Source organism: Oceanobacillus oncorhynchi, from assembly GCF_000821065.1.
GTDB lineage: Bacteria > Bacillota > Bacilli > Bacillales > Amphibacillaceae > Oceanobacillus > Oceanobacillus oncorhynchi.
The window spans coordinates 2,640,777-2,665,939 of sequence record NZ_CDGG01000001.1 but is presented as its reverse complement, the minus strand read 5'-3'; the positions used below and the strand labels follow the sequence as shown (position 1 = coordinate 2,665,939).

Sequence of the window (25,163 nt, the reverse complement as noted above, 5' to 3'; positions counted from 1 at the left end):
CAACGACCGACACTAGGACGTCCTGTCCGTCGTGGGAAAGCGCGGAGGGAAGACCCCGCAGAAAAAAAGCGAACTTCTTTTTTTCTACCCGCGGGGCATAAGTGCGACTTTGCTTCTGTCTGCGCCTGACGGCTTGCCAATCAGCAAGTCTTCTTTAAAGGAGATGAGCTCGGGGCCCACGGAAAGCGTAGTGTTTTTCTGGGGTTGCGATTACTCACCCCATGAAACCCGTTGTAGCGGTAGCTATTAATTTCAATTTATATAGCTTTATTTGTAAATGATTGGTAAAATAAAGACAATTCAAAGAAAGGAAGTGTCCTATTGTTTACATTCCCGGTTATTTACGAAGAAGAAGCAGACTACATGAAGCATGAGCGGCTGACGAAAAAGCTGATACAAGAGTTTTTTGAAGAGTTTATCGAAGCTTTTTTCCCCAATCTCCACCCTCACATTGACTTCTCCAACGTGTCCTTCCTTGAGCAAGAAGTATATCTAGACTATATCAATGGCCGCAAGAAGGAAATAGATGTCCTCGCCGAAGTAAAGCTGAATCACGAAGACAAAATCCTGCATATTCATACCGAAGCACAATCAACGCATGAAGCGGACTTCCCTGAAAGAATGTTTCTCTATTTTTCTTACCTTTACGCCAAACACCGCAAACCCATTCAACCCATCGCTGTTTTGAGTTATAATAGGGAAAAAGAAGAACCGACGCAATTCAGAATCGATCCCCCCACCCAAGACGTCCTTCAATTTAACTTTTTACAATTACACTTAATCAAGAAAGACTGGAGAGCATATATTCAATCAGACAACCCGGCCGTCGCAGCATTGCTCAGTCAAATGGGGTATGAAGCGCATGAGCGGGTTCAGGTAAAGCTGGAGTTTCTGCGCATGATCACCCGGATGCAAATCAACCCGGCACAAATGGAATTCCTCGCAGTGTAACTGGCTGTAAGACTCCCATATCAAAAAGAAGGAAATCTGTTATTTCCAAGTGGGAGATCTAACAGCCAGTAACGGCCCGATTGGCTCAACTAACATTCAGAACCCCGCTGAATGAAGTTTCACTTTATGTATGGTTATTTCGAGACTTATTTAAAACTAAACAAAGAGGAGGAAGCACAAATGATGGAGCAAATGGAGAACTTACCGGAGGAGGAAAAAGACATGGTTTTGCAGCTGCCGAATTCTTATTTTGAGAGAGGATTGGAGAAAGGAAAGCAGGAAGGAATAGAGGAAGGGATAAAAAAGCGAAATCAAGAAATAGCTTTAGAATTGATAGCAATAGGAATGCCGATCAACCAAATCGCAGAGATCACAAAATTAAGCAAAGAAGAGATTAAAAAACTTACTAAAAAATAAAGAATTAATTCTTTGCGAAAAATCCTATATCAGCATTGCAAAACGCTTCCTCCGTCTTTACAGGGGAAGCGTTTTGCATGTCATGTACAGTCTTTCATTTAACGATGCATAACTTTAAAGAAAAACGGGAATTTATAAAGGATTAACGAATTTTTGGAGGAGGATACGTATGGCTCAGGAAAAAGATTTTGAAGGCAAGGTTGTATTAATTACCGGAGCAGCTTCCGGGATTGGAGAAGCGACGGCGTTAAAATTTGCTGAACGCGGAGCAAAAATAGCGATTGGCGATATAAACGAAGATAGCGATAAAGTCGTTCAACAAATTAAAGCCAATGGCGGAGATGCGGTTTTCTTTAAAACAGATGTGAGCAATGCTGATCAGGTAAAATCACTTGTAGAAAAAACAGCCGGTCACTTTGGGAAAATAGATTGTGCCTTTAACAATGCAGGGATTCTGCCTAAAATTGCTTCTTTTATTGATACTACAGAAGAAGATTTTGACCAAACGATTGCCGTTGACTTAAAAGGCGTTTTCCTTTGCCTGAAGTATGAGCTCGAATATATGGTTAAAGCAGGCGGGGGAAGTATTGTCAATACGGCTTCTGTTGCCGGATTGATTGCTGATCCCGATATGTCTCCTTATGTTGCTGCCAAACATGGTGTTGTCGGGTTAACAAAGGCTGCCGGAATTGAATATGCGGATAAAGGCATACGCGTTAATGCTGTAGCACCCGGAGTAACTGCAACACCACTGGCTAAGGAGAAATTGGAAGATTCCGAAATACGTGAGGAAATGATAGGAAACGTTCCTGCAGACCGGGCAGCAACACCAGATGAAATTGCGGAAACCGTGCTTTACTTGTCATCCGATAAAGCGAGCTTTGTGATGGCTCAAACCTATGTGATTGATGGCGGCCAAATTGCCCATTAATATTGAAATATAGAAACGTAAAAATTGAAATTTATTATATACTGAATAAAGCATTTGTTTTATCAACCTGATTGAATTATATTAGAAAACGTATAAGTCCTAAAAAGCGTTACAAAGGAGGCGCAGAATGAAAAAGGTATACGAACTGACTACCATAGAAATGGCTGAAGAATTTTTGAATAATCATGCGTTAAGCTTCCTTTTCGTTTCCAGACCGGATTGCAGTGTATGCCATGCCATTTTGCCAAAGCTAACCGAAATGCTGGATGACTACCCTCTTATTCACCTGGGACATATTGATGCTTCCAAGGTGGAAGAAGTAGCAGAAAAGTTCTTGATTTTTACTGTCCCAATCATGCTTTTGATTATAGACGGCAAAGAATATATGCGGGAGGACCGTTTTGTCCGTTTTGAACAATTAGAAGAAAAACTGGATCAGTTGTATGAAATGTATACCCAATAAGCGGTTCAAGGTTATGTTCCAAAAAAAAAATCAATAGTTTTCGTTGGAACGAGGGATTTCAGTCCTGACGAAAACTATTGGTATTCCTCGTCCCATCGTAAAGACCTGTCAGTTGAGTGATTCAAGTCGTTAACCCGCCTAATTGTATTTATTTCACCCGCTACTTTGAAGCAAGCGTTGTTACGGTTGTTTAACTGTACTCACTAATTAAATAATACCCTCTTCTTTTTACTTCATAGACAAAACCACATCCTATCCAAACCATTTATTACCTTTTAATCAAGATTATTTCTTTTCTGTTAGCTATGGAAAAAATCTGCTTATATGGTACAATAATAAATCTGTACATTATTTCTCTGCCCCCAAAAAATTAGCCATCTTTTTGCGAACATTTCGCACAAAACCCTAACTATTTTTTCAATATACATCAATGAAGGAGGAATTTTATTAGAAATGGAAAACTTTACAATTTGGTCATTAATGATAGATATTAGTATTATTTCAGGATTACTATTAGCAGGAACAATCCTACGGGCAAAAGTGAAATGGATTCAATCGCTATTCTTGCCGGCCAGCATGATTGCCGGATTTCTCGGACTTGCATTTGGTCCCAGCGGGGTTGGTATTCTGCCCTTTTCAGAGCAATTCAGCAGCTACCCTACATTGCTGATTGCAGTTATTTTTGGAGCGATTCCAATCGGCGCTGCGAAAGTGCGATTATCAGAGGTATTTCACCGTGTTCGTGATATGTTCTCCTACTCCATTATCTTAACATTATCCATGTGGGGAGCAGGCGTCCTATTTGCTTTACTTCTATTAAACCCTATCTTCAGGGACTTGCCTGATGGTTTTGGACTTATTTTAGGAGCAGGTTTCCTAGGAGGGCATGGTACTGCAGCTGCTATAGGAGAAGGGTTAGCACATGCCGGCTGGGAAGAAGCAATGGATCTTGGCATGACCTCTGCTACTGTAGGAATTCTGGTTGCTGTTTTAGGAGGTCTTTTTCTTATTAAACGCAGTACGGAAAACGGACATACCACATTTATTTCAAGCTTTAGGGATCTCCCTTCTGAACTAAAATCTGGTTTAATGCCGGCTTCCAAACGTTCTGCAATGGGACAAGAAACGGTATCATCCAATTCGATTGACCCGCTTGTTCTCCATCTGGCAATTATCGCTTTTTTAATTGGCATATCTTACTGGTTAACCAATTTATTGACAGAATGGATACCAGCTGTGTCCATACCGCTATTCAGCGTCGCCTTCATTTTGGGCTTAGTCTTTCAGGGCATCAGCCGGCAGTTAAAGGCTGATAAATATATTGACGGGCGAGTAATGGAGCGTATCGGCGGAACAGCTACTGATTTCCTGGTTGCTTTTGGTATTGCTTCAATCAATATTACGGTCGTGATGGATTATGCATTGCCGCTGATTTTATTGTTTGCCTTTGGAATACTTTGGGCATATATTCTCTTCCGTTTTGTCGGTCCAAATATATTTAGAGATTTTTGGCTGGAGAAATCTATTTTCGGCTGGGGATGGAGTACAGGTACTGTGGCGATGGGACTTGCCCTTTTACGAATTGTTGATCCGGAACTGAAAAGCCGGACACCGGAAGACTATGCACTGGGGTATGTTGGAGTTGCACCTGTTGATATTATTATTGTTACCTTTGCTCCGATTCTTTTCGCACTTGGGTTTACCTGGGTAATTCCAAGTGTTCTCTTGCTTGGCGCTGCTATTGTAATTATGATTTACAAGAAAGCAGGCTGGTGGGGTCAAGGTAAACAGCAAAACACATCAAGCTGACATGCTTGATGTGTTTTTTCTTTTTCACTTTTAATTATACGGATTGTAAATTCCTGCGGACATTATAGATGCGATAGGAGTGCGCCTCCAACCGCCCCGGACACAACAATCACCCAAGGGGGCAGCTTCCAATAGACCAGCATACTAAATAGGATAGCCGCAAAAGCAAAATCAATCGGACCCAGGATAGCACTTGTCCAAATAGGATGATAAAAAGCCGAAATTAAAATCCCTACGACAGCTGCATTTACTCCCATCAAAGCTCCCTTCATTTTTTGATTTTGACGGATTTGATTCCAAAATGGCAGCGCACCTAAAATCAATAAGAATGCCGGCAAAAAGATAGCTGCAGTTGCCAACACCCCGCCTGTCCATCCGTTAATAACAGCGCCAATATATGCAGCAAATGTAAATAATGGTCCAGGCACAGCCTGTGCCGCCCCATAGCCGGCTAAAAAGGAGGTTTCGTCCATCCAGCCTGTCAGTACAAATTCACGCTCCAGCAACGGCAAAACAACATGTCCGCCGCCGAAAACAAGTGAACCAGAGCGGTAAAAACTATCAAACATAGCAATCCAATTCAGAGATGTCACTTCTTTTAAAATCGGAAGCAAAATAAGCAATCCGAAAAAAAGCGATAAACAAATGCCCCCCAACTTTCGGGAAATCGGAAAAACGAATTTCGATTCTTCGTTCTCAGCATGATTTTTATATACCAAATAACCAATGAGGCCTGCTAATAAAATAACGCCAACTTGAGTAAAGGCTGTTTGCCATAATAAAGTGATAACTAACGCGAACAGCGCAATGGATTTACGCTTTAAATCCGGTGTCAATTTTTGAGCCATTCCTAAAATCGCATGCGCTACAACAACAACTGCTACGATTTTTAACCCTTGAATCCAGCCAGTCTCTTCCATAGCTGAACCTTGTAAGATCAAAGCAAAAATAATCAACGCTATGACAGAAGGCAGCGTAAAGCCAATAAAAGATATTATCCCCCCGAGGATGCCTCCGCGCATGACACCAATACCAATACCAACTTGGCTGCTTGCTGGCCCAGGTAAAAACTGACACAGTGCAACTAAGTCGCTGTAACTTTTTTCATCCATCCATTTTCTTTTCCTGACATATGCCTCATGAAAATATCCAAGATGCGCAATCGGTCCGCCAAAAGATGTCAATCCCAGCCGTGTAGAAATAAGCAGAATTTCGAATAGTAGTTTGAATTTCTCTTTTGATGTTGTAATATGATTCACCCAGTACACCCTTCCCTGTCAGTCTTTAATTTCTTTAAACAGTTCATATGCTTTCTCTCGAGCTTCCTCCAGCACGGTCCGCCCTTTATCGGTAGCCGTATAATATTTTCTTATTTTCCCGCCTGCATTACGTTCTTCCATACTCAACAGTCCATCCTTTTCCATCGAGTGAAGAATCGGATATAAGGTTCCTGGACTTATCTTGTATCCATGCTCCCTTAATTCATCCAGCATCCATACACCAAAAATCGGGTGTTCCATTGCATGATGCAGTATATGGATTTGAATAAATCCCAAAAATAACTTTCTTAATATTTTTTCTTCCAATTTGATTCATCCCCTGAAGTATTGATATCGAATCATGATATCGAATTTCGTTATTAATTTACCATTAAAGCGCAACCATTTCAATCCATCATCTAAAAAATTTACAAAAACTTTACAAAACAGGAAAAAGCCAATCTATCCCATCCGCATATGGAACAAATTGACTTTCATAGATTAAATGAATTTTTTAGAGGTTAAGCTCCTTCTATCATATCCCGCCTATTATAGCCGAGGTAACCAATTATCATTAAAGCAATACTAATGCCCGTTATACTAATAAAAACAGGAGCATCAAAACTGTCCATCGGCATTTGCGGAATCCAGCTTTGGATGGCTGTTTTCGAAAACCAGCCCGGTAAATCCAAAATACCTCCAAAATAATTCAGGATAAAGGAATAACCAAGATACGCATAAATTATTTTCCCTAACTTCGGTGCCCATCCAAGTGCTAAAGCTGCAAGTCCGATAAAGAATAAGACGGATGGAAAGAAGTTATAGCCCGCAGCCAGAAAATCGCCGATGCTGAGCGCACCATGGTCGCTCATAACGGAGATAGCCGTACCTCCAAGACCTCCGGCAGCAAGCAAGGTTCCAATTAACCCGGACAAAATAGCTAACCCGATTGTCGTCCAGTAAAATTGACCGCGCGTGACTTTTGTAGCGTGAAGCTGACTTAAATGCAAACGGCTCTCTTCCGCAAAAAGCTTATTCACAATAACGATTGGCAGAATAGATACCAAAACAATCATGACCATCATAATTGTTCCTGTAAAGGATTCTTCAATAGAAACGCCTGACTGTGCAAACATTTGCGCCATCATTTCATTACTTTCAAGAAATGTCTGCATATCCCCATAAATGGAGCCGTACGCTGCGCCCATCACTGCAAAGCCAATCAGCCAGCCAATAATAACTCCCTTATTCAGTTTGGCAAACAATCCCTGCACCGATAATAGAGACCGTCTTGCATGCTCTCTGCCTTCTCTTTCAGGCAAGTAACCCGCACCCATATCACGCCCGCCTTCCAGTGCAAAAGCAAGGCTTACCATCACTGCACTAAAAATCAGGGCAAAAATAATCGGGAGCCAGCTGTTCTCTGTAAATGGATAAGTCAAATACGTCCAGCCGAGCGGATTGAACATGGATAAATCCACATTCGATACATCCGTTCCAGCACGAATAATATAGAGCAGCCCGACCAAACCTAAGCTTGAGCCTGTGGCACTGGATGAAGCCGGCATGATTTGCGCCATCACCAGTCCAATGACTGCTCCAATCACGCCGGCTACCCCAATCGACGTTCCAAATAGAATGGAGCCGTGGACAGAAACCGTATCAACATTAAAAATCATTAACAGACCGCTAATAAAAAGCGCCAATAATACATTAATAACAATCACTTCTGCCATTGCTGCAAGCGAATTTGCCTGTCTACCAATTTGAAAAGAGCGTACAAGCTCCGTCAGCCCGAGATCTTCCTCTTTACGTGTGTGACCTACAATATGCAGAACAGACATAATCATCGCAAATAATCCGCAGAATAATAACATCTCATGTGCATACATCGCTCCTAATGTATATTCCGCTGCCGTTTCAATTGGTGTGGGACCGACCATGGAGATCATCGCAGGGTTTTGCAGTGTTTCATACATTCCTATTAACCCTTGCCCCTTTGCTATTTCTTCAAACGCAGGAACAAAGCCTCCTGAAAATAAACCTACTCCCAAAATCCAAAAAATAATCTTTTTCCAATCACGCTTTAGATACTGTAAAAACAAGGTATCCCAACGTGCAAATTTTTCCTTCATTGCCTTTCACCTCCCTGTCAGCTTTTATCCCTCATAATGCCGCATAAATAAATCCTCAAGTGTCGGCGGTACCGCTTCAAACTTTTTCACACCAAGCTTCGTTGCCTCCGTTAAAATAGCATTGATGTATTTATTATCAGCAGAAAATGTCGCTTCGTTATCTTTCTGTGTAAAATCATGGATACCCTCTACAAATTCCATTTGCGAAACATCTCCTTCGGTTGATAAGGTGACAGCAGAGCGAGTCAAATGCCTTAATTCATCTAATGTCCCGGACTCTACAATCTCCCCCTGACGAATAATAACGACCCTGTCAGCTAAACGCTCTACCTCACTCAAAATATGAGAAGACAGTAAAATGGACTTTCCTGCTTCCTTGATTTTTTCTACTTCTTCCTGAAAGACCGCTTCCATCAAGGGATCAAGACCAGAAGTCGGCTCATCAAAAATATATAAATCGGATTCCACAGATAAAGCAGCGATTAAGCCAACTTTTTGCCGGTTTCCTTTGGAGTACCCCTTGGCCTTTTTCTTCGGATCCAGTTCAAAACGTTTGATTAAATAATCACGTTTTTGCTTATCTCCGCCCCCATGCAGCTTCATAAACAAATCAATAATTTCTCCCCCGGTCAGACTTCCCCAGAGCGCGACATCTCCCGGCACATAAGAAATACGTTTATGGATTTCCAGGCTTTCCTTCCAAACGTCCTTTCCAAAAATTTCTGCCTGCCCGGCATCCCGCTTAATAATTCCTAATAAAGCACGAATTGTCGTTGACTTACCAGCACCGTTGGGACCGATAAAACCAACAACTTCTCCCGCTTCTACAGTGAAAGTCACATCACTTAACGCTTGAAACTTACCAAACTTCTTTTGCAGGCCTTGTAATTTCACAATTTTTGTCATAAGGCTGACACTCCTTCTCTCCTTCATTTCATACGCTGTTTTACCCAGTTCTGCCTATTTAATCGTTCAAAAAACTAAACAAAACTATTCACCACACCACAGTTCAAAATAATACTTTAAATAAAAAGTTTTAAACCACAAAACTATTTTACAGTTCAATATTATTCCTTTTTATAAATGAAGTCAATATAATATATACTATTTTTTATTTGCCAGTTCATAATTAGACAGATATAATAAATAGGAAGAGATGCATTCATTTTTAGAAATTTTATTGAATGTTCAACGGAAAGCAGGTTATATATGTGAATGGTTTTGAAAAAAGAACAGAGGAAAAGAAACGAAAGATTTTAGAAGCAGCTTTTGAGCTGATAAACGGAGATACAGATGCCGGCAATGTAACCATGGAGGAAATCGCAAAGCATGCAAATGTCGGAAAAGCTACCCTTTTTAAGTATTTTGGCAGCAAGGATAATCTGATTCGTGAAGTTTTTCAGGACTTTATTAATCAATTGATTACCGATGCCAAAGAAATTATAGCTGAAAATCACTCTTTTGAAGAAACACTGATTGCATTAAGCCAAAATAAAATCAGCTATTTAGATAAAATCAATCACCAATTTTATATGCGAATGATGGATTTTTTCACGAAAAAGGATGAGGAAGGTCTATCTTTAATGATGCAGAAATTTAATGAAGTAAATTACGGCATGCTATTGGATTTATTCCATCGCGGCCGTAAAGAGGGAAAAGTGGACTTGAAATATTCCGATGAATTTCTGATTCTTTATTTCCAGGCAATTGTAGAAGGCATTTCCAAGCCGCAGATTTATGAGAAAATCGCTCCCTATACCGAAGAATGGACAGAGATGCTTATTAAAGGGATTGCCCCGAGGAAGGATTGATAATGGCTTTTAGACAGTTATCCGGTTGAAAAAGGGAAGGGTCCGGCGCCGGTTCCTTCCCTTCTGTCTTAATTAATACCCTACTTCCACAACGGCATTGACAATATACATCAGGTCATTTTTATCCTTTTGCTCACTTAGATAGATACCATTTGTCGAGGCCAAGCCTCCTTCCAGTTTTTCCACCGACACATCGCCATATGGTATTAGCTTTTTGATTCTTTCCTCATCCAAGTCCTCCAGATCTCTGGGGATGCCTAATTTCACATTTACCTTCATATTATTTAAATCCTGATTAGGAAGAGCGTCCTGAATACCTGGCATTGAATTAGATTGTATCGCATTGTTAATGGCACGCTCTGAAGCTTGGTTCACGTCCTGTCCATGGAGATCTACTCCTGTACCTGTCTGAATGAATATCTTTTTTTCCATGTTGTTCTCTCCTTCTTGATTTTTTTCAAATTCGGTATAACACATGAATACCCTTTTGCTATGCATACCTGATTTTGAATGATAATTACTTTCATTTTTCCCACCGCTTATGCTCAACCACCGTTTTTAATCCAGATAATAGAATATGTCCAACCGTTCTGGAATAAACGAACCAGATCTCTATGCTGTTTTTATTACCAATTCCGCTGTAATTCCATAAGCAGCAAAGTTCGCTGCGACTTCATTAATTACATTTTAGATAAGTGGCTCTTATTCCTACATTTTCCCGATAAAATTTGTGATAAAACACTCCTTTTATAGTTATTACAAATATAAAATCTTTTAAGAATTGCTTTTATCGCAGTATAACTGGCTGCAAGACTTCCACTTCTAAATAGAGAAAACAGGAAAATCAATCGCGGATGGCTGGAATTTAGATTTCAATCAAGCAAATTTGAACGTAGATAGCTCAAAACAAATCAATGATTTATAGCGGTATAATATTAGTGTAATGAAATTAATCATCAAAAATCGAGATTTCAGAAAGTGCTTTTCTAAGATTAATAGCATCCCAAGGCAGATGTTCAGCAATCCCAAGTCCTACAATTTCAGCTTTTCCTGAAACTGCAGCAGGAAAATCTTCTTCATCCGTATATGGTTCTGCCGGATAAACGGAACGGAAATTTTTTGGAGACAAGACATCCAGATCAAAGTGAACAGCTAAATATTCGATTTTGTTTTCCTTTATCCAATCTATGATTAGCTGGCTATTCTCTTTTAGCTCATCCGGACCGGCAAAGCGTACATTTAATTCCTTTACTAGTTTATCTCTATCACGTAAATTCTTTTCTATTAATCCTGCATACATCATATGACTTGTAGAAATTGGATTTTTCACTTTGGTAACAGATTGATCCGCACCTTTTCCAAGCAAATTCGCTGCAACCATCTCATGCCCATTTGACGAACCATTTGTTGTTGCAATATCAGGATGTGCATCCAACCATAAAATCCCTAGCTTATCTCCATATTTTCCACTCAAATAATCAAATGGTACTTGGTCCATGGAGCAGCCCCCGCCAAAAATAATGACTTTATCCGGCTATTGTTCTTTCAGGATATCAGCTGTCTTTTCCATTTGTTGAGATATTGCTTTGCCACCTGCTATTCCTTTTTCCTAAATTCCTACACTGTTAAACATGACGTCAAATATAACATTCCTTTCTTTAAATATGATTCCATCTATTACGTTATTTCTATAACAGATCTATGTTGCTCTACAACAGAGCGGAGAATTTAATTTGAATTTATTATAGTATACGTATTACTAAAAAAGATTCTAAAGGAAGTCAGTTAAAAATAAATAAGTAATAATTTGCCTCCTTCTATTATTCCATTCAAAATAATGAACTATATATTCCATAAAAGTAATTTATTACTAGTTATTGATGTACTTCTCTATTAATAACAAAAAATTCCCTTGCAAAATTCATTTCATAACCCTCCCAAACTATTTCCCGGGAAATTTCCAACAATTTTCATTACGTTATTCTTTTGTCTCAATGAATATTTCATCTCTAAAAATATTAAAATTCGACAACGAATACTAAGTATATCTATTAACAAAAAAAGAAGGCAGCGCTGCGTACCATTCAGTACCAACGCTGCTCTTTCCAGCCTGAAATTCAGACTGGGGGATTCTACTTCCGGTTTCAGCAATTACCGATTAAAGGACAATAGAACCTCTTGCCGTTATTACCATTCAAAAGTGTTCGTCATGTCCATCGCTTTTCTGGTGCCTTTTTTGCTCCTTTCTGCCCGTTGGCTGATTTCATCTCTTAATGTTGCACAAAAATTCTGTTCCAGCTTTAATTTTACTGCATTTCTCAAGGACTCCTGCAAGAGCTCGTCTGACAAATGCCTAAGACTGTTCATGAATATCCCTCCCACATTAGCATTTTTGAACCTTTCGATTTTCAACAGCCGGAAGTAGAATCTATCTAAAATATTACAAAGTAAGACAGAAAGGGCAAAATAATTCGACAATAACCGCCAGGTAGGATAATATTTTTAGGTCTCTTTTGAACATCCTAAAAAAGAAAATCCAAACCTATTCTTAGCTTGAATAAGTTTGGATTACTCTTTAAACATTATTTTATTCTATTACATTGGTTACTATTTTTGTTCTGAACCTGTGTTTTCCTCTGGAGAATCATCTGCTTCTTGTTCACTCTGCTCATAAGAAGCAGCAGCTTCCTGTTCCTTTCTCTCATCAACTTGACGCTGCGTGATGATTTCTCCATCCGGCGTCATATATTTCTTGTTCATCTTCCTTGTTTCCGGATCAATAAAGCTGTAGATAATCGGAATGATAAACAAGGTTAAGAACGTACTTGCAGTCAGGCCGCCGATAACAACAATCCCCATTGGTGCAATTCCTTCCATGCCTTCACCGATTTCCAGCGTTAGCGGAAGCATACCCAGAATCGTTGTAACAGCTGTAATGAGAATCGGTCTGAATCGGTCTTGAACGCTGATTTCAATCGCTTCATAAGCAGACATTCCTTTTTCCTTCTGCTGCTGGATATAATCGACAATCAAGATTGCATTGTTCACAACAATTCCGATAAGCAGAATAATACCTACCATTGCTATGACACTCAGCGGATTATTGGTAATTAACAGAGACAAAGCAACCCCAATAAATGCTAATGGAATTGTCATAATAACAGCAAATGGTGCTTTAAATGATTCAAACTGAGCAACCATGACAAGGTAGATAAATACGATTCCAAGTGCAATTGCAAGGATTAATTGCGGAATGGCATCATTGAGCATTTCCATATCGCCGCCCATAGAATGCTCTGTATCTTCATGCAGGTCAAGGTCTGTAATAACGTCATCAATCAGCTGACTTGCTTCATTTAAAGAAAGGCTGTCGCTGAACGAAACCGTTAATTCCCTTGTATCTGTCATCTCATCTCTATTTATAAGCGTAGGCGATTCAGCCTCTTCTAACGATGCAATATCGCCTAAATCGATATACTCTCCTTCATCATTTGGGATAGAGATATTCTCAAATGCCTCTTCACTTTCTAAGACATCTGCAGGATATTTCACATTGATTGTGGTGTAGCCGCCGGATTCTTCTATTGTAGAAGCTTCGACACCATTGGTTGCCTCATATAGAGCCTCTCCTACCTGTGCCGGCTGAAAACCATTTTCACGCGCTTCTGCTTTATCCACAACTACTTGCAATTCTTCCACTGTCCCTGAATTGCTGGATGTCACACTGTTAATATCCGCTTCGTCCTCCAATTCATTGATGATGTCTGTTTCTGCTTCATCCAGACGTTCTTCATCATTATCGGAAACATTCAGTACAACTGTATTTGGTTCCCCGGCGCCAGCCTGTGACATCGGGATAACATTGATTTCTGCGGATGCATCTGTATCTTGAATATCATCTTCCACTTCATTGATAAATTCAGAAGTGGTCATATTTCGGTTACTTGCATCTGTTAATTGCACGCTTATGGTTGCTGTATTGCTTTCATCTGCAAAAGACATCATACCGGATGAACCAGCTGTACTTAGATAAGCGTCCACTTCCTCATGATTATACAGTTCTGCTTCAATATCTTCTACAGTTGCCAGGGTGTCTTCCAGTAAGGTTCCCTGTTCTTTTTCCACCTCTATGGTTAAAAACCCTTCATCTTGCTCTGGCATAAACTCCATTCCCTGCACAGCCAAACCAAAGGCACCAGCAAGGAACAGAATAACAGCTGCAAACAGTACAGAGGCTCTGTGCCGCAACGACCATGCAGTAGCCTTTCTCAATCGTTTCATATATCCTTTTTGCTTCCGCTTCGTTTCATCCATATTTTTCGGTACCGTCAAAATACGGCTTGCCAGCATCGGTACTACCGTGACCGCTACAAATAGGGAAGCCAGCAGACTGAATACAACCGTAATTGCTAATGGCGTAAATAACTGCCCTACCAGACCAGTAACAAACACGACTGGTAAAAATACAGAAGCTGTCGTTAATGTAGAAGCAAGGATTGCTGTAACCACTTCCCTGGTTCCTTCTCTTGCTGCTTGTTTCGGATTTTTACCCATCGACAGATGTCTATAGATATTCTCAATAACAACAATTGAGTTATCGAGCAGCATCCCAATTCCAAGTGCTAAACCACCCAATGTCATCATGTTAATGCTGATATTTGTGAAAAACAGCAAAGCAAAGGTAGTGATGACGGAAAATGGAATCGATAATCCAATAATCAATGGAGCTTTCAGATTTCGTATAAATGCAAACAGCACAAACATTGCTAATACCGCACCGCTGATCAAGGAAACATAGATACTGTCGATTGCCATATCTATATACTCGCCTTCGTCATAAAGTGTACTGACAGAAAGCTGTTCATATTCCTCGTCATCAAGCAAAGCATCCAATTCTTCATTAAATTCTGCGTTTACAGAAGATGCATTCGCCCCGTCAGCTAACATCATTTCAAGCTGAACAGCATCTTCCTCGTTAAAGCGGGTAATGACGCCGCCATTATCTTCGGAAATAGAAATATCTGCCACGTCATTCAATGTTACCTCTTCATCAGGCATGTCGAGCAAAACGAGTTCCCGCAGTTCATCCAATCCATCCAATTCATTCATGGTACGAGTAGAAATGTTATAACCCTGCTCTGTATCTTCAATTGTATTAATAGGCATCGAAATATTATTCGCTTCAATCATTCCGGCAATATCCGATTGAGAGAGATTATAGTCACTTAGTGCTTCTGTATCTAATTCAACAGCTACTTCCCTTTCCATTAAACCATTAATATTAATTGATGCGACTCCTTGAATCGATTCCAGTTCATTTGCCAAATCATTGACCTGATTTTCAAATTCTGCTGTGTCTCCATTCGTAGACGTCGCTGCCATTTGTATGCTCGGCATCATGGAAATATCAAATTCGATAAAACTTGGCTCTTCCGCCTGTTCCGGCAGATTCGTAGAGGATATTGTACGAGTTATTTCATTCTCCACCTCATCTATCGTCATATCATAATCAAATTCCAAAATAACGAGTGAGGAAGCTTCCTGTGATTGTGAGGAAATATTTTGTAACCCTGTAACGGTAGAAAGATCCTCTTCCAGAGGTTCTGTAACGCTGTCTAAGACTTCCTCAGGCCCTGCTCCAGGGTAGCTTGTTGCGACAACTGCAACAGGCGGTTCAATCTCTGGCATCATTTGAATTGGGAGCCTGGTTAGCGATACGCCGCCCAGAATTAAAAGGACCAACATCACAACTATCGTGAATTTTGGTCTCTTGATAGAAAAGTTCGATAAATTCTTCACTTGCAAAATTCCTCCTATTAAATTTTTTGTTGTCTATTCAAAATTTCAACAACATGTTGTATTATTTATTGTAAGGAGATACGTATCATTAAACAATGAACAATTAGGGTCCATTTGTTGAAAAAAGGAGGGATTCATGATGGGTGTCAAAGAACAGACAAAATTTAATTTGCAGGAAGCATTTTGGGATATTTATAAAGAGAAACCTATCAATAAAATTTCGATTAAGGAAATAACAGACCGCGCAGGATATAACAGAGGAACCTTTTATAATTATTATACGGACGTATACGATATACTGAATGAAATCAAACAAGGCCTTGTACCATCAGAAGAATTAATCTCAGCTGTTTTACAGTGGTTTCAAGACCATGATCTGGGCAGTATTACAAAGGAAGAGAAAGAACGAGCCCGCTTTGAAGTAGAACAATCCTATGATGACGAATTGAACGAAAAAATGAATGAACGGATTATGGTGCTGCTTGGACCAAATGGAGATCCAGATTATTTATACGAATATAAAAAAGAAGCTCGAACGAAAGTAATGGAGCAAGTAAAAGATTTAAATGAAAAAGATCAAATCAAATTGGAATATATCATTGAATTTTTGCTTTCAGGAATCATTCATACGTGGATGCTTTGGAATGAAAATAACATGAATATATCCAAAGAGGAAGTAGATGGGATGTTTGACGAAATCTCGGAAATTGGATTTGAGAAGGTGCTCAGCGATATATTTAATAATAAAAAGTAACGCAGGATAAAATAATGAATGAAGGCTGAACAGGATATGAAGCGTAAAGCCGCTGCAGCATAGAAAAGAAGCTTTCCCTTCTGAAATAAGACAGGAAAAGCTTCTATACGGTTAATTCCGCATTATTGTTTTGCTTTATCAAAGAACATCAACTCTTCATCAATCGGCTCTCTTGATTGTATATGAGATGATGGTGAATCAGAGCTATCTTCATTTGGCATGTGAACGACGGTATCCGCTGACTTTTTATTCACCCTTTAACATCCGCAGCCCATTAAGAATAACAAGAATCGTACTTCCCTCATGCCCAATCACACCCAGGGGCATATTGATAATCTGCAGAAAATTGCTGGCAATCAGAATAGCTATGACAGCAAGAGAAAAAATAATATTCTGTTTTACAATGGCATTCATTTTTTTCGAAATCCGAATCGCGTTAACCATTTTTGCTAAATTATTTTTCATCAGCACAACGTTTGCTGTCTCCAAAGCAATATCGCTTCCTGCGCCCATCGCCACACCAATGTTAGCTGTCGCCAGGGCCGGCGCATCATTTACACCGTCGCCAATCATTGCTGTCTGCTGGTTGTGCGCTCTCAGCTGCTTTAAATAATTTACCTTATCCTCCGGCAAGCAATTGGCATGGAATTCTGTAATTCCAGCTTCCTGAGCAATGCTTGCTGCAGTTGCTTGATTATCACCTGTCAGCATAATCGTTCTTAAACCAAGCTTATTCAGCTCTTGTATTGCTTCAACAGCATCTTGCCGGAGAGTATCCTTCAGCAAAAATACAGCAATAATCTCCGCATCTTTTCGCACAAATATATTGGTCGTCGCTTGTTCTTGTGGAGTAAAGACTTGCAGGAACTGATCTGCGTCCTGCTTTCCAACCAATTCTGCATTACCAATCCACCAAGACACTCCATCCAATTCAGCTGACAGCCCTTTTCCGTTATGGTGCTTGACAGCTGCAGATAACTCTCTTAGACCTCCCCGGGATACGCTCGCCCATTGTTTCATAGCCTGAGCCAGCGGATGAATGGATTCACTTTCCATCGTATAAATAACATTTGCCAAGGATTCGCTATTCTCTCCTTGCTTTATAAAATAATCAACGACGGCAGGTTCTCCTTTGGTCAACGTCCCTGTCTTATCAAAAGCAACCGCATCTAATTTAGCTAAAGATTCTACATACACACCACCTTTGAACAGAATCCCCTGACGCGCCCCATTGGAAATTGCGGATAAAGTCGCCGGAATAATCGAAGCAACTAACGCACATGGCGAAGCGACAACCAATAGAATCATGGCGCGGTAGATGGTATCAGTCCAGGACCAGCCAAATAAAAAATGTGGAAGAAACATCATCACAGCAACAGTAACCAATACAACGTTGACATATACCCCTTCAAATTTCTCAATAAATTGCTGAGAGGGAGATCGTTCTTCATGCGCATCTTGAACCAGCTCGATAATTTTTTGAAACATGGTCTCTGTCGGTAACGTATTTATTTCAATTTGCAGACTGCTGCCAAGATTAACTGTGCCAGCATAGGCCTCATCGCTTACTGTTTTAGTAATAGGAATCGATTCTCCGGATAATGCACTCTCATCTACGGTTGTATCTCCTTTGACAATAATTCCATCTGCCGGGATTCTCTCCCCTGATTTTACAGTAATGCAATCACCCGGTTTTAATTCACTAATGCTTATTATCTCACCATTTAGCAGGGTAGCAGTTTCCGGCTGCAGCTTCATCAGGCTTTTCAATTCATTCTTATTTTTATTTTCCGTATAGCTTTCCAAAGCACCGGATAAAGAAAAGATGAAAATCAAGATAGCTCCTTCTGCCCAGTAGCCGATGGAAGCTGCTCCAATAGCTGCAATAATCATCAGCAGCTCTACATTTAATTTTTTGGTTTTATATGTCTCTGTGATTCCTTCCTTCGCTTTTGCAAAACCGCCAATTAAAAAAGCAGCAATCAATAAAGTAATCCATAAGGCGTGACTAATATGGCCGGATAATATCCAGGCAGTCAAAATAAGTATTCCGCTTATTGCTGCGGCAATGATTTCTCCATGTATTTTGAGATACAATAAGAAAGTACCACTGCTATTTGTTCCCGTCATTTTACACTCCCCCTTTTAACACCATACAAATCTCTGATATTGATTATCATTTTCATTTATTTATAATTAATGTTATATTATAATTATTATAAATAGTATATCATACTTTTCATTGGATTGTTTGTAGAAATGGTGACAATTTTTATTTAGGATATGCTATAGTCACAGGTAAGAGACTTATTTCAATGGTTAGAGGAAATATTATCAAAGGTGGGGTTCGTTTATGCGTAATGACAAAGAAACTCCCGAAGAAACCAGAGAAAGACTCCGGCAAGAGGAATTTAAAAAATCATCAAGCAGTATTCATGGTGGAGGCCTGTCCGATTTAGTTGGCGGGTTAGGATGGAAAGGTACAGGTATTTTAATTCTGCTTCTAATTATTGCCGGTGTTATTGTATTACTATTTGTAAAGTAGACAGCGGATTTAAGTTGCATGGCTTTAGAAGATAGTTGTTATTATTTATAACTCAACTTTCGCACCTAAGAATAAGCAAATATATTTTGCTATTTCAGGGTGAACATGTTCTCCATTACCATGCTTGCATTTTGGTGAAATATCCGGCCTTTTTGGAATTGGTGATGGTGCTTAGCTCCGCTCCGGCCAACCACGCCGCTTTCCGACGTACAAATGTTTTCGATGGGGTGAGTAATCGCAACCCCATCGAAAACATTTGTTGCAACGTCTGCACTAGTACGTCCTGTACGTCGGAAAGCAAAATGGTCCGCCTCAGCGGTGCTTTACACTTCACCTTTTATTCTTTGTCAAGGGGTTATCGAAGGAACGATCACCCCCCCTGTTTCTATAGAAATGAAGTTACTTTTTAATGTGCGGAAGTTGAGTTTATAATTTCCAGCGATTTAAGTTATAAGCGTTTAAAAAAGTGCCTAAGTCAAACTCTCAGGCACTTTTTATAAGAACATAAAGTCATTGATTTATCACTTTTTCCTACTAATAAAAAGACAATAATCCCTGACAAATAGGCGGTTTAAATCAATCCTATTTTTATTCTCTAAATTGTCGCTCTTCTGCCAGTTCTTTTTTTCGTTTATTTATTTGGATCAATCCATATAAGAACAAGCATAGAATTAAAACGAATATAACCGTTGTAATCATTGATAAAATATAAGGAGTAGAATTATTTATCATCAACACAGTTGAAAAAATTAAAATCGTTATAATCGAAATAAATCCAGCAAGAAGACGCTGAAACATCCTCTTTAAGTGTACAATCCTTGAATCCAAATCAGAAAAGATATTAAATTCTCCTAGTTCAGCGTTTTTACGAAAATAAATCCAGTTAGAAAACTCTCCAATTTTCTCCGCTCCGGTTTCTTCCATAAAATCAATGTAATCTTTGCGTTCTTTTTTCGTTAATTTTGGATCGAGTAATTCCAATCGATAAATGTATTTATTGGGAGTGCTTTTTATAAAACGATAATTGGGTACACTTACTTTTACCAACTCCCAACCATCTGAAGCCATTTCGTTTAACCATTGCTCTTCTTCGGCAAATTTCCAGACAGTGAAAAGCTTTTTAACTTTTTTCTCCATTGTCCTTTTCCTCCATTTCTACTATTTTCTTTCCGTTATTAATCAGCTCTTGCAGTCTTAACAGTTCCATCTCCACCATTTTCTTCCCTTGGGCGGTAATGAGATACTCTTTTTTTCGATTATTAACATTTTTAGGAAGAGCCTCAATCCAGCCCTTGTCTAACAGGTTATTCAAAGCACCATATAGCGTACCCGCTGCGAGAGTCACTCTTCCCGCTGACATCATTTCTACTTTTTGCATAATCCCGTAACCATGAAGCGGCTTATATAGAGAAAGCAGCGTGTAATAAACCGCTTCTGTTAAAGCTATCTGCTCATTCTGCATCTTATTATCTCCTCATCTTTTTATATTTGTTCACGTTATATCGACTGACGATATAATTTAGTATATCGTAACCCGATATAACTGTCAACGATATAAAAAACCTCGTTTGAAAGGTTCATCAATGCGACAAACCTTCCAAACGAGGTTTTTCAATTCCAAACATATTATTTTTTGAGAAGTTGTATAAAAACACCTTAGAATTTCCCAGCTCGATTGGACTGCTTCTCATTCAAATCGCGATAGAACCGCTCCTTACGAGAAGGGTAGCGTCCATTCCCCCGGCGTTCTCTGGATTTTTTCATTTGTGCCTGGATATACATCATCAGTGGCAGAACACCAAGTGCATATCTCCCATAACGCCCCACTTCAAAATCTGGTAAAACCGACTCAACCACAACAGGAAATACAGTAAATACCAAACCAATCATAGCAACTAAAATAATTTCAGCATGGAACCTTCTGCTGACACGCGTAACCTTCCGCCCCATCGCCAAAATAAACGAAATAATATATACAGCCACCAGGCAAAAGCCAGCATAAAGCATCGTAAAAAATGCTGCGTCTCTCGCATTATCACCAATCAAAAAGTTTATCGGCTCTCCTTGGTATAAGATTCCCTCTTCGCTTCCATTAAACGTAAAGAACACGATCACCATATAGCCGACCATAAAGAACATAAAGAAAGTTAGACCTAAAATAACAATACTCCACAGAATCAGAAAAAGTCTGCGAATAAAACGAAAGATAAGGCCGGAACCAGGTATTTTGCTAAAAACATAAACAATAAGTAAAAGAATCAAAAAGCCGCCAACTACAAATAGCGTAGAAAGAATTTCATCTGTAATCATCATCTGCTCCTTCATTTTTCTCATAGAGAGAAGTTGCTATTATCATATACAGACTTCGCGTTAGCTGGCAATAGGTTTTTCTAATCAATTCATCATCGTTATAATAAGCCCAGCCTTCCTTCATTTATCCTATCGTTACTTTGGAAATCACATGAAACACCCCTGAAAACAGATTAAAAATCTAATTTCAGGGGTGTTTTCTCTTTATTATTTCAAAGAAATTCATTCTAGAATATAACCTTTTAGTACCCTGCAAACTCCTCAGACCGGATATTATCTTCATTGACACCGGCATCTACAAGCATTTTCTGCATGGCTTCTACCATATCGCCGGGTCCGGATAAATAATATATCGGCTTATTAATATCGGAAACATACCGCTTAAGCAGCTCGGCATCGATATGCCCTCTTTCTCCGCTCCATTCATCCGCATCCGACCTTGTCATGACTGGGACAAAGGTGAAATGACGATTTCTTTTTTCCATATCTTCAAAATCAGATAAAAACGGTGCATCCTCCGGTGTTTTATTCGAATACAGCAATGTAAGGTCATGGTCTGTTTTCTGATTGGTAGCCTCTGCGATCATGCTTCGAATCGGGGTGATACCGATACCGCCAATGAGAAATACTGCCGGCGTTGATTCCGTTTTATGCAGGGTACAAATTTTTATTCCCTATCTGCTGATAAAAATTCTTCAAGAGCTTGTTTATTTTGTTCTGCATCGATTTCTAACACAGCTCCAACGTCGGTCCGGACGTTTTGATAGGAATTATCTACAGGAATTCTTAATGTTTCCATCGGGTGTTCACTGCCGCTAATCAGTCCTTTTCCTATTGTAAGAATGGTTTTACTATCTACATTCGTATCAATGTATGGATCAGCAACGCCTAAAAGCTTTGGCAATTTCATCAGACCGTGGATACTTACCGCTTCATCTTTCAGCTTGCCTATTATTTCCTGCTGCCGCTGCACTCTTCCGTAGTCTCCATCTGCATCCTTCCGAAAGCGCACATAGCCAAGCAGTTCGTCTCCATGTAAGACTTGTCGCCCTGGTTCAAGTGTCATTCCGATATCCTCTGACATTTGATGCGGGATATCCACTTCAATACCATCAGGAGCGATAATATCTGCGATTTTGGAAAAGCCTTCGAAATCGACCACTGCATAATAGTGTAAATCGATATCAAAAGTTTGCTTCAGCGTTTGTCTGAGCAGTTCGGGACCATCAAATGCAAATGCAGCATTAATCTTCTGCATGCCATATCCAGGTATCTCTACGTATGTATCACGCATAATGGAAGCTAGTTTTATATCATGGGTTTCCTGATTATAGTTGGCAATCATAATTGTATCCGAGAGCCCGCGCTCTTCTCCACGGGTATCACTGCCTATCATTAAAACATTTATTTCTCCAAATTGCGGTTCTGATCCTTCAAATGGAATAAAGGTTGTACCATCGTCCTTGTATTGACCTTCACTTGCTTCGGATAATCCTTGATAATATTGCGTAATGATATAGGCTCCTGCCGCAATGATGCAGACGAAAACAAGTAACAGAACACGCCGTATCCATTTCCGCTTTCCAGATTTTCTTTCACGTCTTTTCATATTGAATGCTCCTTGTATATTCTTTTAGTTAGAAAGTTTTTTTAAAGCAATTTGTACTGCGATAGCATCATCCATATATCCAATAGGGAAAATATAATCAGGAACTACATCGAACGGTGTAATAAAATATAATAATACACCTCCCATGACAGCTAAAGTAAAGGGATCCCTCTTATATTGTGCAAATTGTGCATAAAAATCCTTGAGTTGATTAATAAATGGACCAATGCTGCCTACTTCATCAAGCTTTTTCTTAAACTGATTATGAATAATTTGTTTTCCTTCCTCTGTTTGGGCATTTTGTTCATACCTGTCTAATTGCTGCTCAACGGCAGTTGTACTTAAATGATTATTGTAAAGATCCGATGCCTTTAGTATTTGCTGAATTTCTTCTATGGATGTATGCATATCTGAAATCTCACGCGCTTCATCAGCGTGTATGGAATAACCGGCAGCGTGCAGAAGTTCTATAAGCGGTATATCAAAACAAGAAGCAAACTTTTTTAAGTGCTGGATGTTTGCTTTTCGTTTTCCATTGATAATACGTGAAATGGTCCCTTTATCAATACCGGTCTGCTCACTGCATTTTCTTACCGTCATTGATTTAGCATGTAATAGCATTTTTAATTTATTACCAAAATTATCTGCAGACATATATGCTATCCCTTCATTTATAGTGATGTTTGATGGTTAGCGTCACTTGAGTTAAGACAATTACAAAAGTATCAGTGACGGCTGTATCGTTTAAAATATCGCCAGTCAGATAAGCTAATAATCTATTAAACAATATATCCAAACGTTGACAAAATGTCAACAACCAAATAAACATTACAGCCCTTTAAACTTCGGGAAGATATTTATGCCGTCGATAAAAAATAAGGTGCAATCCTTGTTATAACAGAATTGCACCTTATTTTACTCTGTGTTGATTACTTTTCCATTTTAAAAATTAATTTCATTCCTTCATGGCTTGCAGAAAAACCTAATCTTTCGTAAAAACGATGCGCATCATTGCGCTGTTTATCTGTTGTCAGCTGCACTAGCCCGCATTTTTCCGCTTTTGCGATAGCAATCGCTTCTTTAAACAAAGCTTCCCCTACCCTTTTTCCGCGATACTTCTTATCCACCCGCACGCCCTCAATTTGCGCCCGCTTCATCCCTAATCTTGCTAATCCAGGAATAATGGTCAATTGAATACAGCCGATAACCTCCTCTTCTTCCAAAGCTAAAATAACCTGATTTCCGATTTGAGCCTCTATTGCATCAAAAGATTGATCATATTCCTCAGGCAAAGGATCTTCATACCTTTCACGTCCGGAACCTAATTCATCGTCAGCTAATAAGCGGACGATGGCAGGTAAGTCTTCTTTTTGAGCTTTTCGAAAATGCATTTGACTGTCTCCTTTCATGCAGCAGCTTCCTCATTTTAATTTGTAATACCCTTCCACCAAGCTTGTTCTTCTTTTCCATGTATCTATTATTTATTATAGAAGAAATTATTTTACATTCACATGTTTTATTTCTTCGTTGCAGGGAAAGAAAGCAACAAAAGCTTTTTGAAGGAGGGGAAGAATCATGAAACATCCGGAAGATGTGGAGATAAAATTCTTGCAATTCAAAGATGACGGCTCAATTCCAAACAATCCGACCTATCCGCTGCTTTTATACAGAGATGTAATAACTTCAACGGACGATGTAAAAGCAATTTTAACAAAAAATAACTGGCTGGGCGCATGGCGTGGAGGTGTTGCTTCTTTTCATCATTATCATAGTAATACACATGAAGTTCTTGCCGTAGTCAGCGGATCCGCTCAGCTTCAGCTTGGCGGGGAACAGGGAGAACAGATACAGGTTGAACAAGGCGATACAGCCATTCTTCCAGCCGGGGTTGGTCACAAACTGCTGGAAGGCAGTACAGATTTTGCTGTAATTGGCGCCTATCCGAATGGGAAAAGTTATGATTTTTGTTATGGAAAGGCTGAAGAGCGCCCCGAAAACTTGGCGAATATCAAGAACGTTCCATTACCTGATACCGATCCATTGTTTGGCGAACGTGGTCTCCTGTTTTCATATTGGGCGGATGAATAAAGCAGATGCTTCATCGTGTTTTAAAAAGCATTCTACGAATAAAATACAGAATATTTCCCTCACAAAGAAACCATGTTGATGACAGCCTTATCAAATGGTTTCTTTTTGTTAATGAAAAGATGATAACCAATACAAAATATAAAGCCAGCAACCTCTCTTCTACATACGCTTAAATTGACCTGCCTATTCCCTGAAATCCATCCTGCTGCCTCTTGAAGGCAGGATTTTTTGTCAGCTAATAGATTGATAGCTTACTTGACAAAGAAAGTCCTAAATGATAAA

At 39.5% G+C, this 25,163-nt stretch carries 26 protein-coding genes; 9 read left to right on the top strand and 17 right to left on the bottom strand.

What is annotated here, in order from left to right:
- The first annotated feature begins 321 nt into the window (after positions 1 to 321).
- From BN997_RS12745 to BN997_RS12725, 5 genes are all read left to right on the top strand, one after another.
- Entirely contained in the window at positions 322 to 951 is a 630-nt protein-coding gene (locus tag BN997_RS12745; protein WP_052485008.1) for an RpnC/YadD family protein, read from the top strand.
- Positions 952 to 1,131: 180 nt separating this feature from the next.
- Positions 1,132 to 1,368: a helix-turn-helix domain-containing protein gene (locus BN997_RS12740; protein WP_084612938.1), complete on the top strand. Its 237-nt coding sequence runs from the start codon at positions 1,132 to 1,134 to the stop codon at positions 1,366 to 1,368.
- A gap of 169 nt (positions 1,369 to 1,537) precedes the next feature.
- The gene (locus BN997_RS12735; RefSeq protein WP_042532753.1) at positions 1,538 to 2,299 is read left to right on the top strand and encodes an SDR family NAD(P)-dependent oxidoreductase; all 762 of its coding nucleotides are present in this window, start codon (positions 1,538 to 1,540) and stop codon (positions 2,297 to 2,299) included.
- Positions 2,300 to 2,426: 127 nt separating this feature from the next.
- On the top strand, positions 2,427 to 2,762 hold the full coding sequence (locus BN997_RS12730) for a thioredoxin family protein (protein ID WP_042532751.1): 336 nt from the start codon (positions 2,427 to 2,429) through the stop codon (positions 2,760 to 2,762).
- A gap of 453 nt (positions 2,763 to 3,215) precedes the next feature.
- Positions 3,216 to 4,571: a sodium/glutamate symporter gene (locus tag BN997_RS12725; protein WP_042532749.1), complete on the top strand. Its 1,356-nt coding sequence runs from the start codon at positions 3,216 to 3,218 to the stop codon at positions 4,569 to 4,571.
- Positions 4,572 to 4,633: 62 nt separating this feature from the next.
- Here the strand turns inward: BN997_RS12725 and BN997_RS12720 are convergent, their stop codons facing one another.
- The 4 genes from BN997_RS12720 to BN997_RS12705 form a co-directional block, all read right to left on the bottom strand.
- Entirely contained in the window at positions 4,634 to 5,830 is a 1,197-nt protein-coding gene (locus BN997_RS12720; RefSeq protein WP_042532747.1) for a chromate transporter, read from the bottom strand.
- An 18-nt stretch (positions 5,831 to 5,848) separates the two neighbouring features.
- Entirely contained in the window at positions 5,849 to 6,157 is a 309-nt protein-coding gene (locus BN997_RS12715) for a PadR family transcriptional regulator (protein ID WP_042532745.1), read from the bottom strand.
- Positions 6,158 to 6,351: 194 nt separating this feature from the next.
- Positions 6,352 to 7,965: an ABC transporter permease gene (locus BN997_RS12710; protein WP_042532742.1), complete on the bottom strand. Its 1,614-nt coding sequence runs from the start codon at positions 7,963 to 7,965 to the stop codon at positions 6,352 to 6,354.
- A gap of 24 nt (positions 7,966 to 7,989) precedes the next feature.
- Positions 7,990 to 8,871: an ABC transporter ATP-binding protein gene (locus tag BN997_RS12705; RefSeq protein WP_042532740.1), complete on the bottom strand. Its 882-nt coding sequence runs from the start codon at positions 8,869 to 8,871 to the stop codon at positions 7,990 to 7,992.
- Between the two features lie 305 nt (positions 8,872 to 9,176).
- On the opposite strand from BN997_RS12705, the gene BN997_RS12700 reads away from it, so the two are divergent.
- Positions 9,177 to 9,776: a TetR/AcrR family transcriptional regulator gene (locus BN997_RS12700; protein WP_042536094.1), complete on the top strand. Its 600-nt coding sequence runs from the start codon at positions 9,177 to 9,179 to the stop codon at positions 9,774 to 9,776.
- Positions 9,777 to 9,848: 72 nt separating this feature from the next.
- On the opposite strand, the gene BN997_RS12695 is transcribed toward BN997_RS12700, so the two are convergent.
- The 4 genes from BN997_RS12695 to BN997_RS12680 all read right to left on the bottom strand — a co-directional run bounded on the left by BN997_RS12695 (position 9,849) and on the right by BN997_RS12680 (position 15,575).
- Complete coding sequence (locus BN997_RS12695) at positions 9,849 to 10,208, bottom strand: Lin0512 family protein (protein WP_042532738.1); 360 nt, start codon at positions 10,206 to 10,208, stop codon at positions 9,849 to 9,851.
- A gap of 517 nt (positions 10,209 to 10,725) precedes the next feature.
- Positions 10,726 to 11,295, bottom strand: a complete 570-nt coding sequence (locus tag BN997_RS12690) for an arginase family protein (RefSeq protein WP_276325316.1) — start codon at positions 11,293 to 11,295, stop codon at positions 10,726 to 10,728.
- A 668-nt stretch (positions 11,296 to 11,963) separates the two neighbouring features.
- Positions 11,964 to 12,143 carry a sporulation histidine kinase inhibitor Sda gene (gene sda / locus BN997_RS12685; RefSeq protein WP_042532737.1) on the bottom strand — a complete coding sequence of 60 codons (180 nt, stop codon included), beginning with the start codon at positions 12,141 to 12,143 and terminating at the stop codon, positions 11,964 to 11,966.
- A 240-nt stretch (positions 12,144 to 12,383) separates the two neighbouring features.
- Positions 12,384 to 15,575: an efflux RND transporter permease subunit gene (locus BN997_RS12680; RefSeq protein ID WP_052485006.1), complete on the bottom strand. Its 3,192-nt coding sequence runs from the start codon at positions 15,573 to 15,575 to the stop codon at positions 12,384 to 12,386.
- Positions 15,576 to 15,711: 136 nt separating this feature from the next.
- Here BN997_RS12680 and BN997_RS22245 point away from each other — a divergent pair, with 136 nt between their 5' ends.
- Positions 15,712 to 16,329, top strand: coding sequence for a TetR/AcrR family transcriptional regulator (locus BN997_RS22245; protein WP_139089090.1), 618 nt, complete (start codon positions 15,712 to 15,714; stop codon positions 16,327 to 16,329).
- Between the two features lie 122 nt (positions 16,330 to 16,451).
- On the opposite strand, the gene BN997_RS23700 is transcribed toward BN997_RS22245, so the two are convergent.
- Positions 16,452 to 16,583, bottom strand: coding sequence for a hypothetical protein (locus tag BN997_RS23700; protein ID WP_256705961.1), 132 nt, complete (start codon positions 16,581 to 16,583; stop codon positions 16,452 to 16,454).
- Positions 16,576 to 18,459, bottom strand: a complete 1,884-nt coding sequence (locus tag BN997_RS12670) for a heavy metal translocating P-type ATPase (RefSeq protein ID WP_042532735.1) — start codon at positions 18,457 to 18,459, stop codon at positions 16,576 to 16,578. The genes BN997_RS23700 and BN997_RS12670 overlap by 8 nt, the downstream gene beginning before the upstream one ends.
- A gap of 223 nt (positions 18,460 to 18,682) precedes the next feature.
- On the opposite strand from BN997_RS12670, the gene BN997_RS12665 reads away from it, so the two are divergent.
- Positions 18,683 to 18,874: a DUF6366 family protein gene (locus tag BN997_RS12665; RefSeq protein ID WP_042532734.1), complete on the top strand. Its 192-nt coding sequence runs from the start codon at positions 18,683 to 18,685 to the stop codon at positions 18,872 to 18,874.
- A 588-nt stretch (positions 18,875 to 19,462) separates the two neighbouring features.
- Here BN997_RS12665 and BN997_RS12655 read toward each other — a convergent pair.
- The 7 genes from BN997_RS12655 to BN997_RS12625 form a co-directional block, all read right to left on the bottom strand.
- Positions 19,463 to 20,011, bottom strand: a complete 549-nt coding sequence (locus BN997_RS12655) for a DUF2812 domain-containing protein (RefSeq protein WP_052485004.1) — start codon at positions 20,009 to 20,011, stop codon at positions 19,463 to 19,465.
- Positions 19,995 to 20,336, bottom strand: coding sequence for a PadR family transcriptional regulator (locus BN997_RS12650; protein WP_042532730.1), 342 nt, complete (start codon positions 20,334 to 20,336; stop codon positions 19,995 to 19,997). The genes BN997_RS12655 and BN997_RS12650 overlap by 17 nt, the downstream gene beginning before the upstream one ends.
- 194 nt (positions 20,337 to 20,530) lie before the next feature.
- On the bottom strand, positions 20,531 to 21,208 hold the full coding sequence (locus BN997_RS12645) for a hypothetical protein (RefSeq protein WP_139089088.1): 678 nt from the start codon (positions 21,206 to 21,208) through the stop codon (positions 20,531 to 20,533).
- Positions 21,209 to 21,426: 218 nt separating this feature from the next.
- Positions 21,427 to 21,795, bottom strand: a complete 369-nt coding sequence (locus BN997_RS12640; RefSeq protein ID WP_276325315.1) for a ferredoxin--NADP reductase — start codon at positions 21,793 to 21,795, stop codon at positions 21,427 to 21,429.
- Between the two features lie 56 nt (positions 21,796 to 21,851).
- Positions 21,852 to 22,793: an LCP family protein gene (locus BN997_RS12635; RefSeq protein WP_042532726.1), complete on the bottom strand. Its 942-nt coding sequence runs from the start codon at positions 22,791 to 22,793 to the stop codon at positions 21,852 to 21,854.
- A gap of 24 nt (positions 22,794 to 22,817) precedes the next feature.
- Positions 22,818 to 23,447 carry a DUF1232 domain-containing protein gene (locus BN997_RS12630; RefSeq protein WP_042532724.1) on the bottom strand — a complete coding sequence of 210 codons (630 nt, stop codon included), beginning with the start codon at positions 23,445 to 23,447 and terminating at the stop codon, positions 22,818 to 22,820.
- 275 nt (positions 23,448 to 23,722) lie between these two features.
- Complete coding sequence (locus BN997_RS12625) at positions 23,723 to 24,184, bottom strand: GNAT family N-acetyltransferase (protein ID WP_042536088.1); 462 nt, start codon at positions 24,182 to 24,184, stop codon at positions 23,723 to 23,725.
- Between the two features lie 184 nt (positions 24,185 to 24,368).
- Between BN997_RS12625 and BN997_RS12620 the strand changes: the two genes are divergently transcribed.
- Complete coding sequence (locus BN997_RS12620; protein WP_042532722.1) at positions 24,369 to 24,881, top strand: cupin domain-containing protein; 513 nt, start codon at positions 24,369 to 24,371, stop codon at positions 24,879 to 24,881.
- The last annotated feature ends 282 nt before the right edge of the window (positions 24,882 to 25,163 follow it).

What these genes read in the sequence shown, in the direction of transcription:
- BN997_RS12740 (WP_084612938.1), top strand. Translation starts at nt 1,132, where the DNA reads ATGATGGAGCAAATGGAGAACTTACCGGAGGAGGAAAAAGACATGGTT.
- BN997_RS12735 (WP_042532753.1), top strand. Translation starts at nt 1,538, where the DNA reads ATGGCTCAGGAAAAAGATTTTGAAGGCAAGGTTGTATTAATTACCGGA.
- BN997_RS12730 (WP_042532751.1), top strand. Translation starts at nt 2,427, where the DNA reads ATGAAAAAGGTATACGAACTGACTACCATAGAAATGGCTGAAGAATTT.
- BN997_RS12725 (WP_042532749.1), top strand. Translation starts at nt 3,216, where the DNA reads ATGGAAAACTTTACAATTTGGTCATTAATGATAGATATTAGTATTATT.
- BN997_RS12710 (WP_042532742.1), bottom strand. Translation starts at nt 7,965, where the DNA reads ATGAAGGAAAAATTTGCACGTTGGGATACCTTGTTTTTACAGTATCTA.
- BN997_RS12705 (WP_042532740.1), bottom strand. Translation starts at nt 8,871, where the DNA reads ATGACAAAAATTGTGAAATTACAAGGCCTGCAAAAGAAGTTTGGTAAG.
- BN997_RS12695 (WP_042532738.1), bottom strand. Translation starts at nt 10,208, where the DNA reads ATGGAAAAAAAGATATTCATTCAGACAGGTACAGGAGTAGATCTCCAT.
- sda (WP_042532737.1), bottom strand. Translation starts at nt 12,143, where the DNA reads ATGAACAGTCTTAGGCATTTGTCAGACGAGCTCTTGCAGGAGTCCTTG.
- BN997_RS22245 (WP_139089090.1), top strand. Translation starts at nt 15,712, where the DNA reads ATGATGGGTGTCAAAGAACAGACAAAATTTAATTTGCAGGAAGCATTT.
- BN997_RS12670 (WP_042532735.1), bottom strand. Translation starts at nt 18,459, where the DNA reads ATGACGGGAACAAATAGCAGTGGTACTTTCTTATTGTATCTCAAAATA.
- BN997_RS12665 (WP_042532734.1), top strand. Translation starts at nt 18,683, where the DNA reads ATGCGTAATGACAAAGAAACTCCCGAAGAAACCAGAGAAAGACTCCGG.
- BN997_RS12655 (WP_052485004.1), bottom strand. Translation starts at nt 20,011, where the DNA reads ATGGAGAAAAAAGTTAAAAAGCTTTTCACTGTCTGGAAATTTGCCGAA.
- BN997_RS12650 (WP_042532730.1), bottom strand. Translation starts at nt 20,336, where the DNA reads ATGCAGAATGAGCAGATAGCTTTAACAGAAGCGGTTTATTACACGCTG.
- BN997_RS12645 (WP_139089088.1), bottom strand. Translation starts at nt 21,208, where the DNA reads ATGAGAAAAATGAAGGAGCAGATGATGATTACAGATGAAATTCTTTCT.
- BN997_RS12635 (WP_042532726.1), bottom strand. Translation starts at nt 22,793, where the DNA reads ATGAAAAGACGTGAAAGAAAATCTGGAAAGCGGAAATGGATACGGCGT.
- BN997_RS12630 (WP_042532724.1), bottom strand. Translation starts at nt 23,447, where the DNA reads ATGTCTGCAGATAATTTTGGTAATAAATTAAAAATGCTATTACATGCT.
- BN997_RS12625 (WP_042536088.1), bottom strand. Translation starts at nt 24,184, where the DNA reads ATGCATTTTCGAAAAGCTCAAAAAGAAGACTTACCTGCCATCGTCCGC.
- BN997_RS12620 (WP_042532722.1), top strand. Translation starts at nt 24,369, where the DNA reads ATGAAACATCCGGAAGATGTGGAGATAAAATTCTTGCAATTCAAAGAT.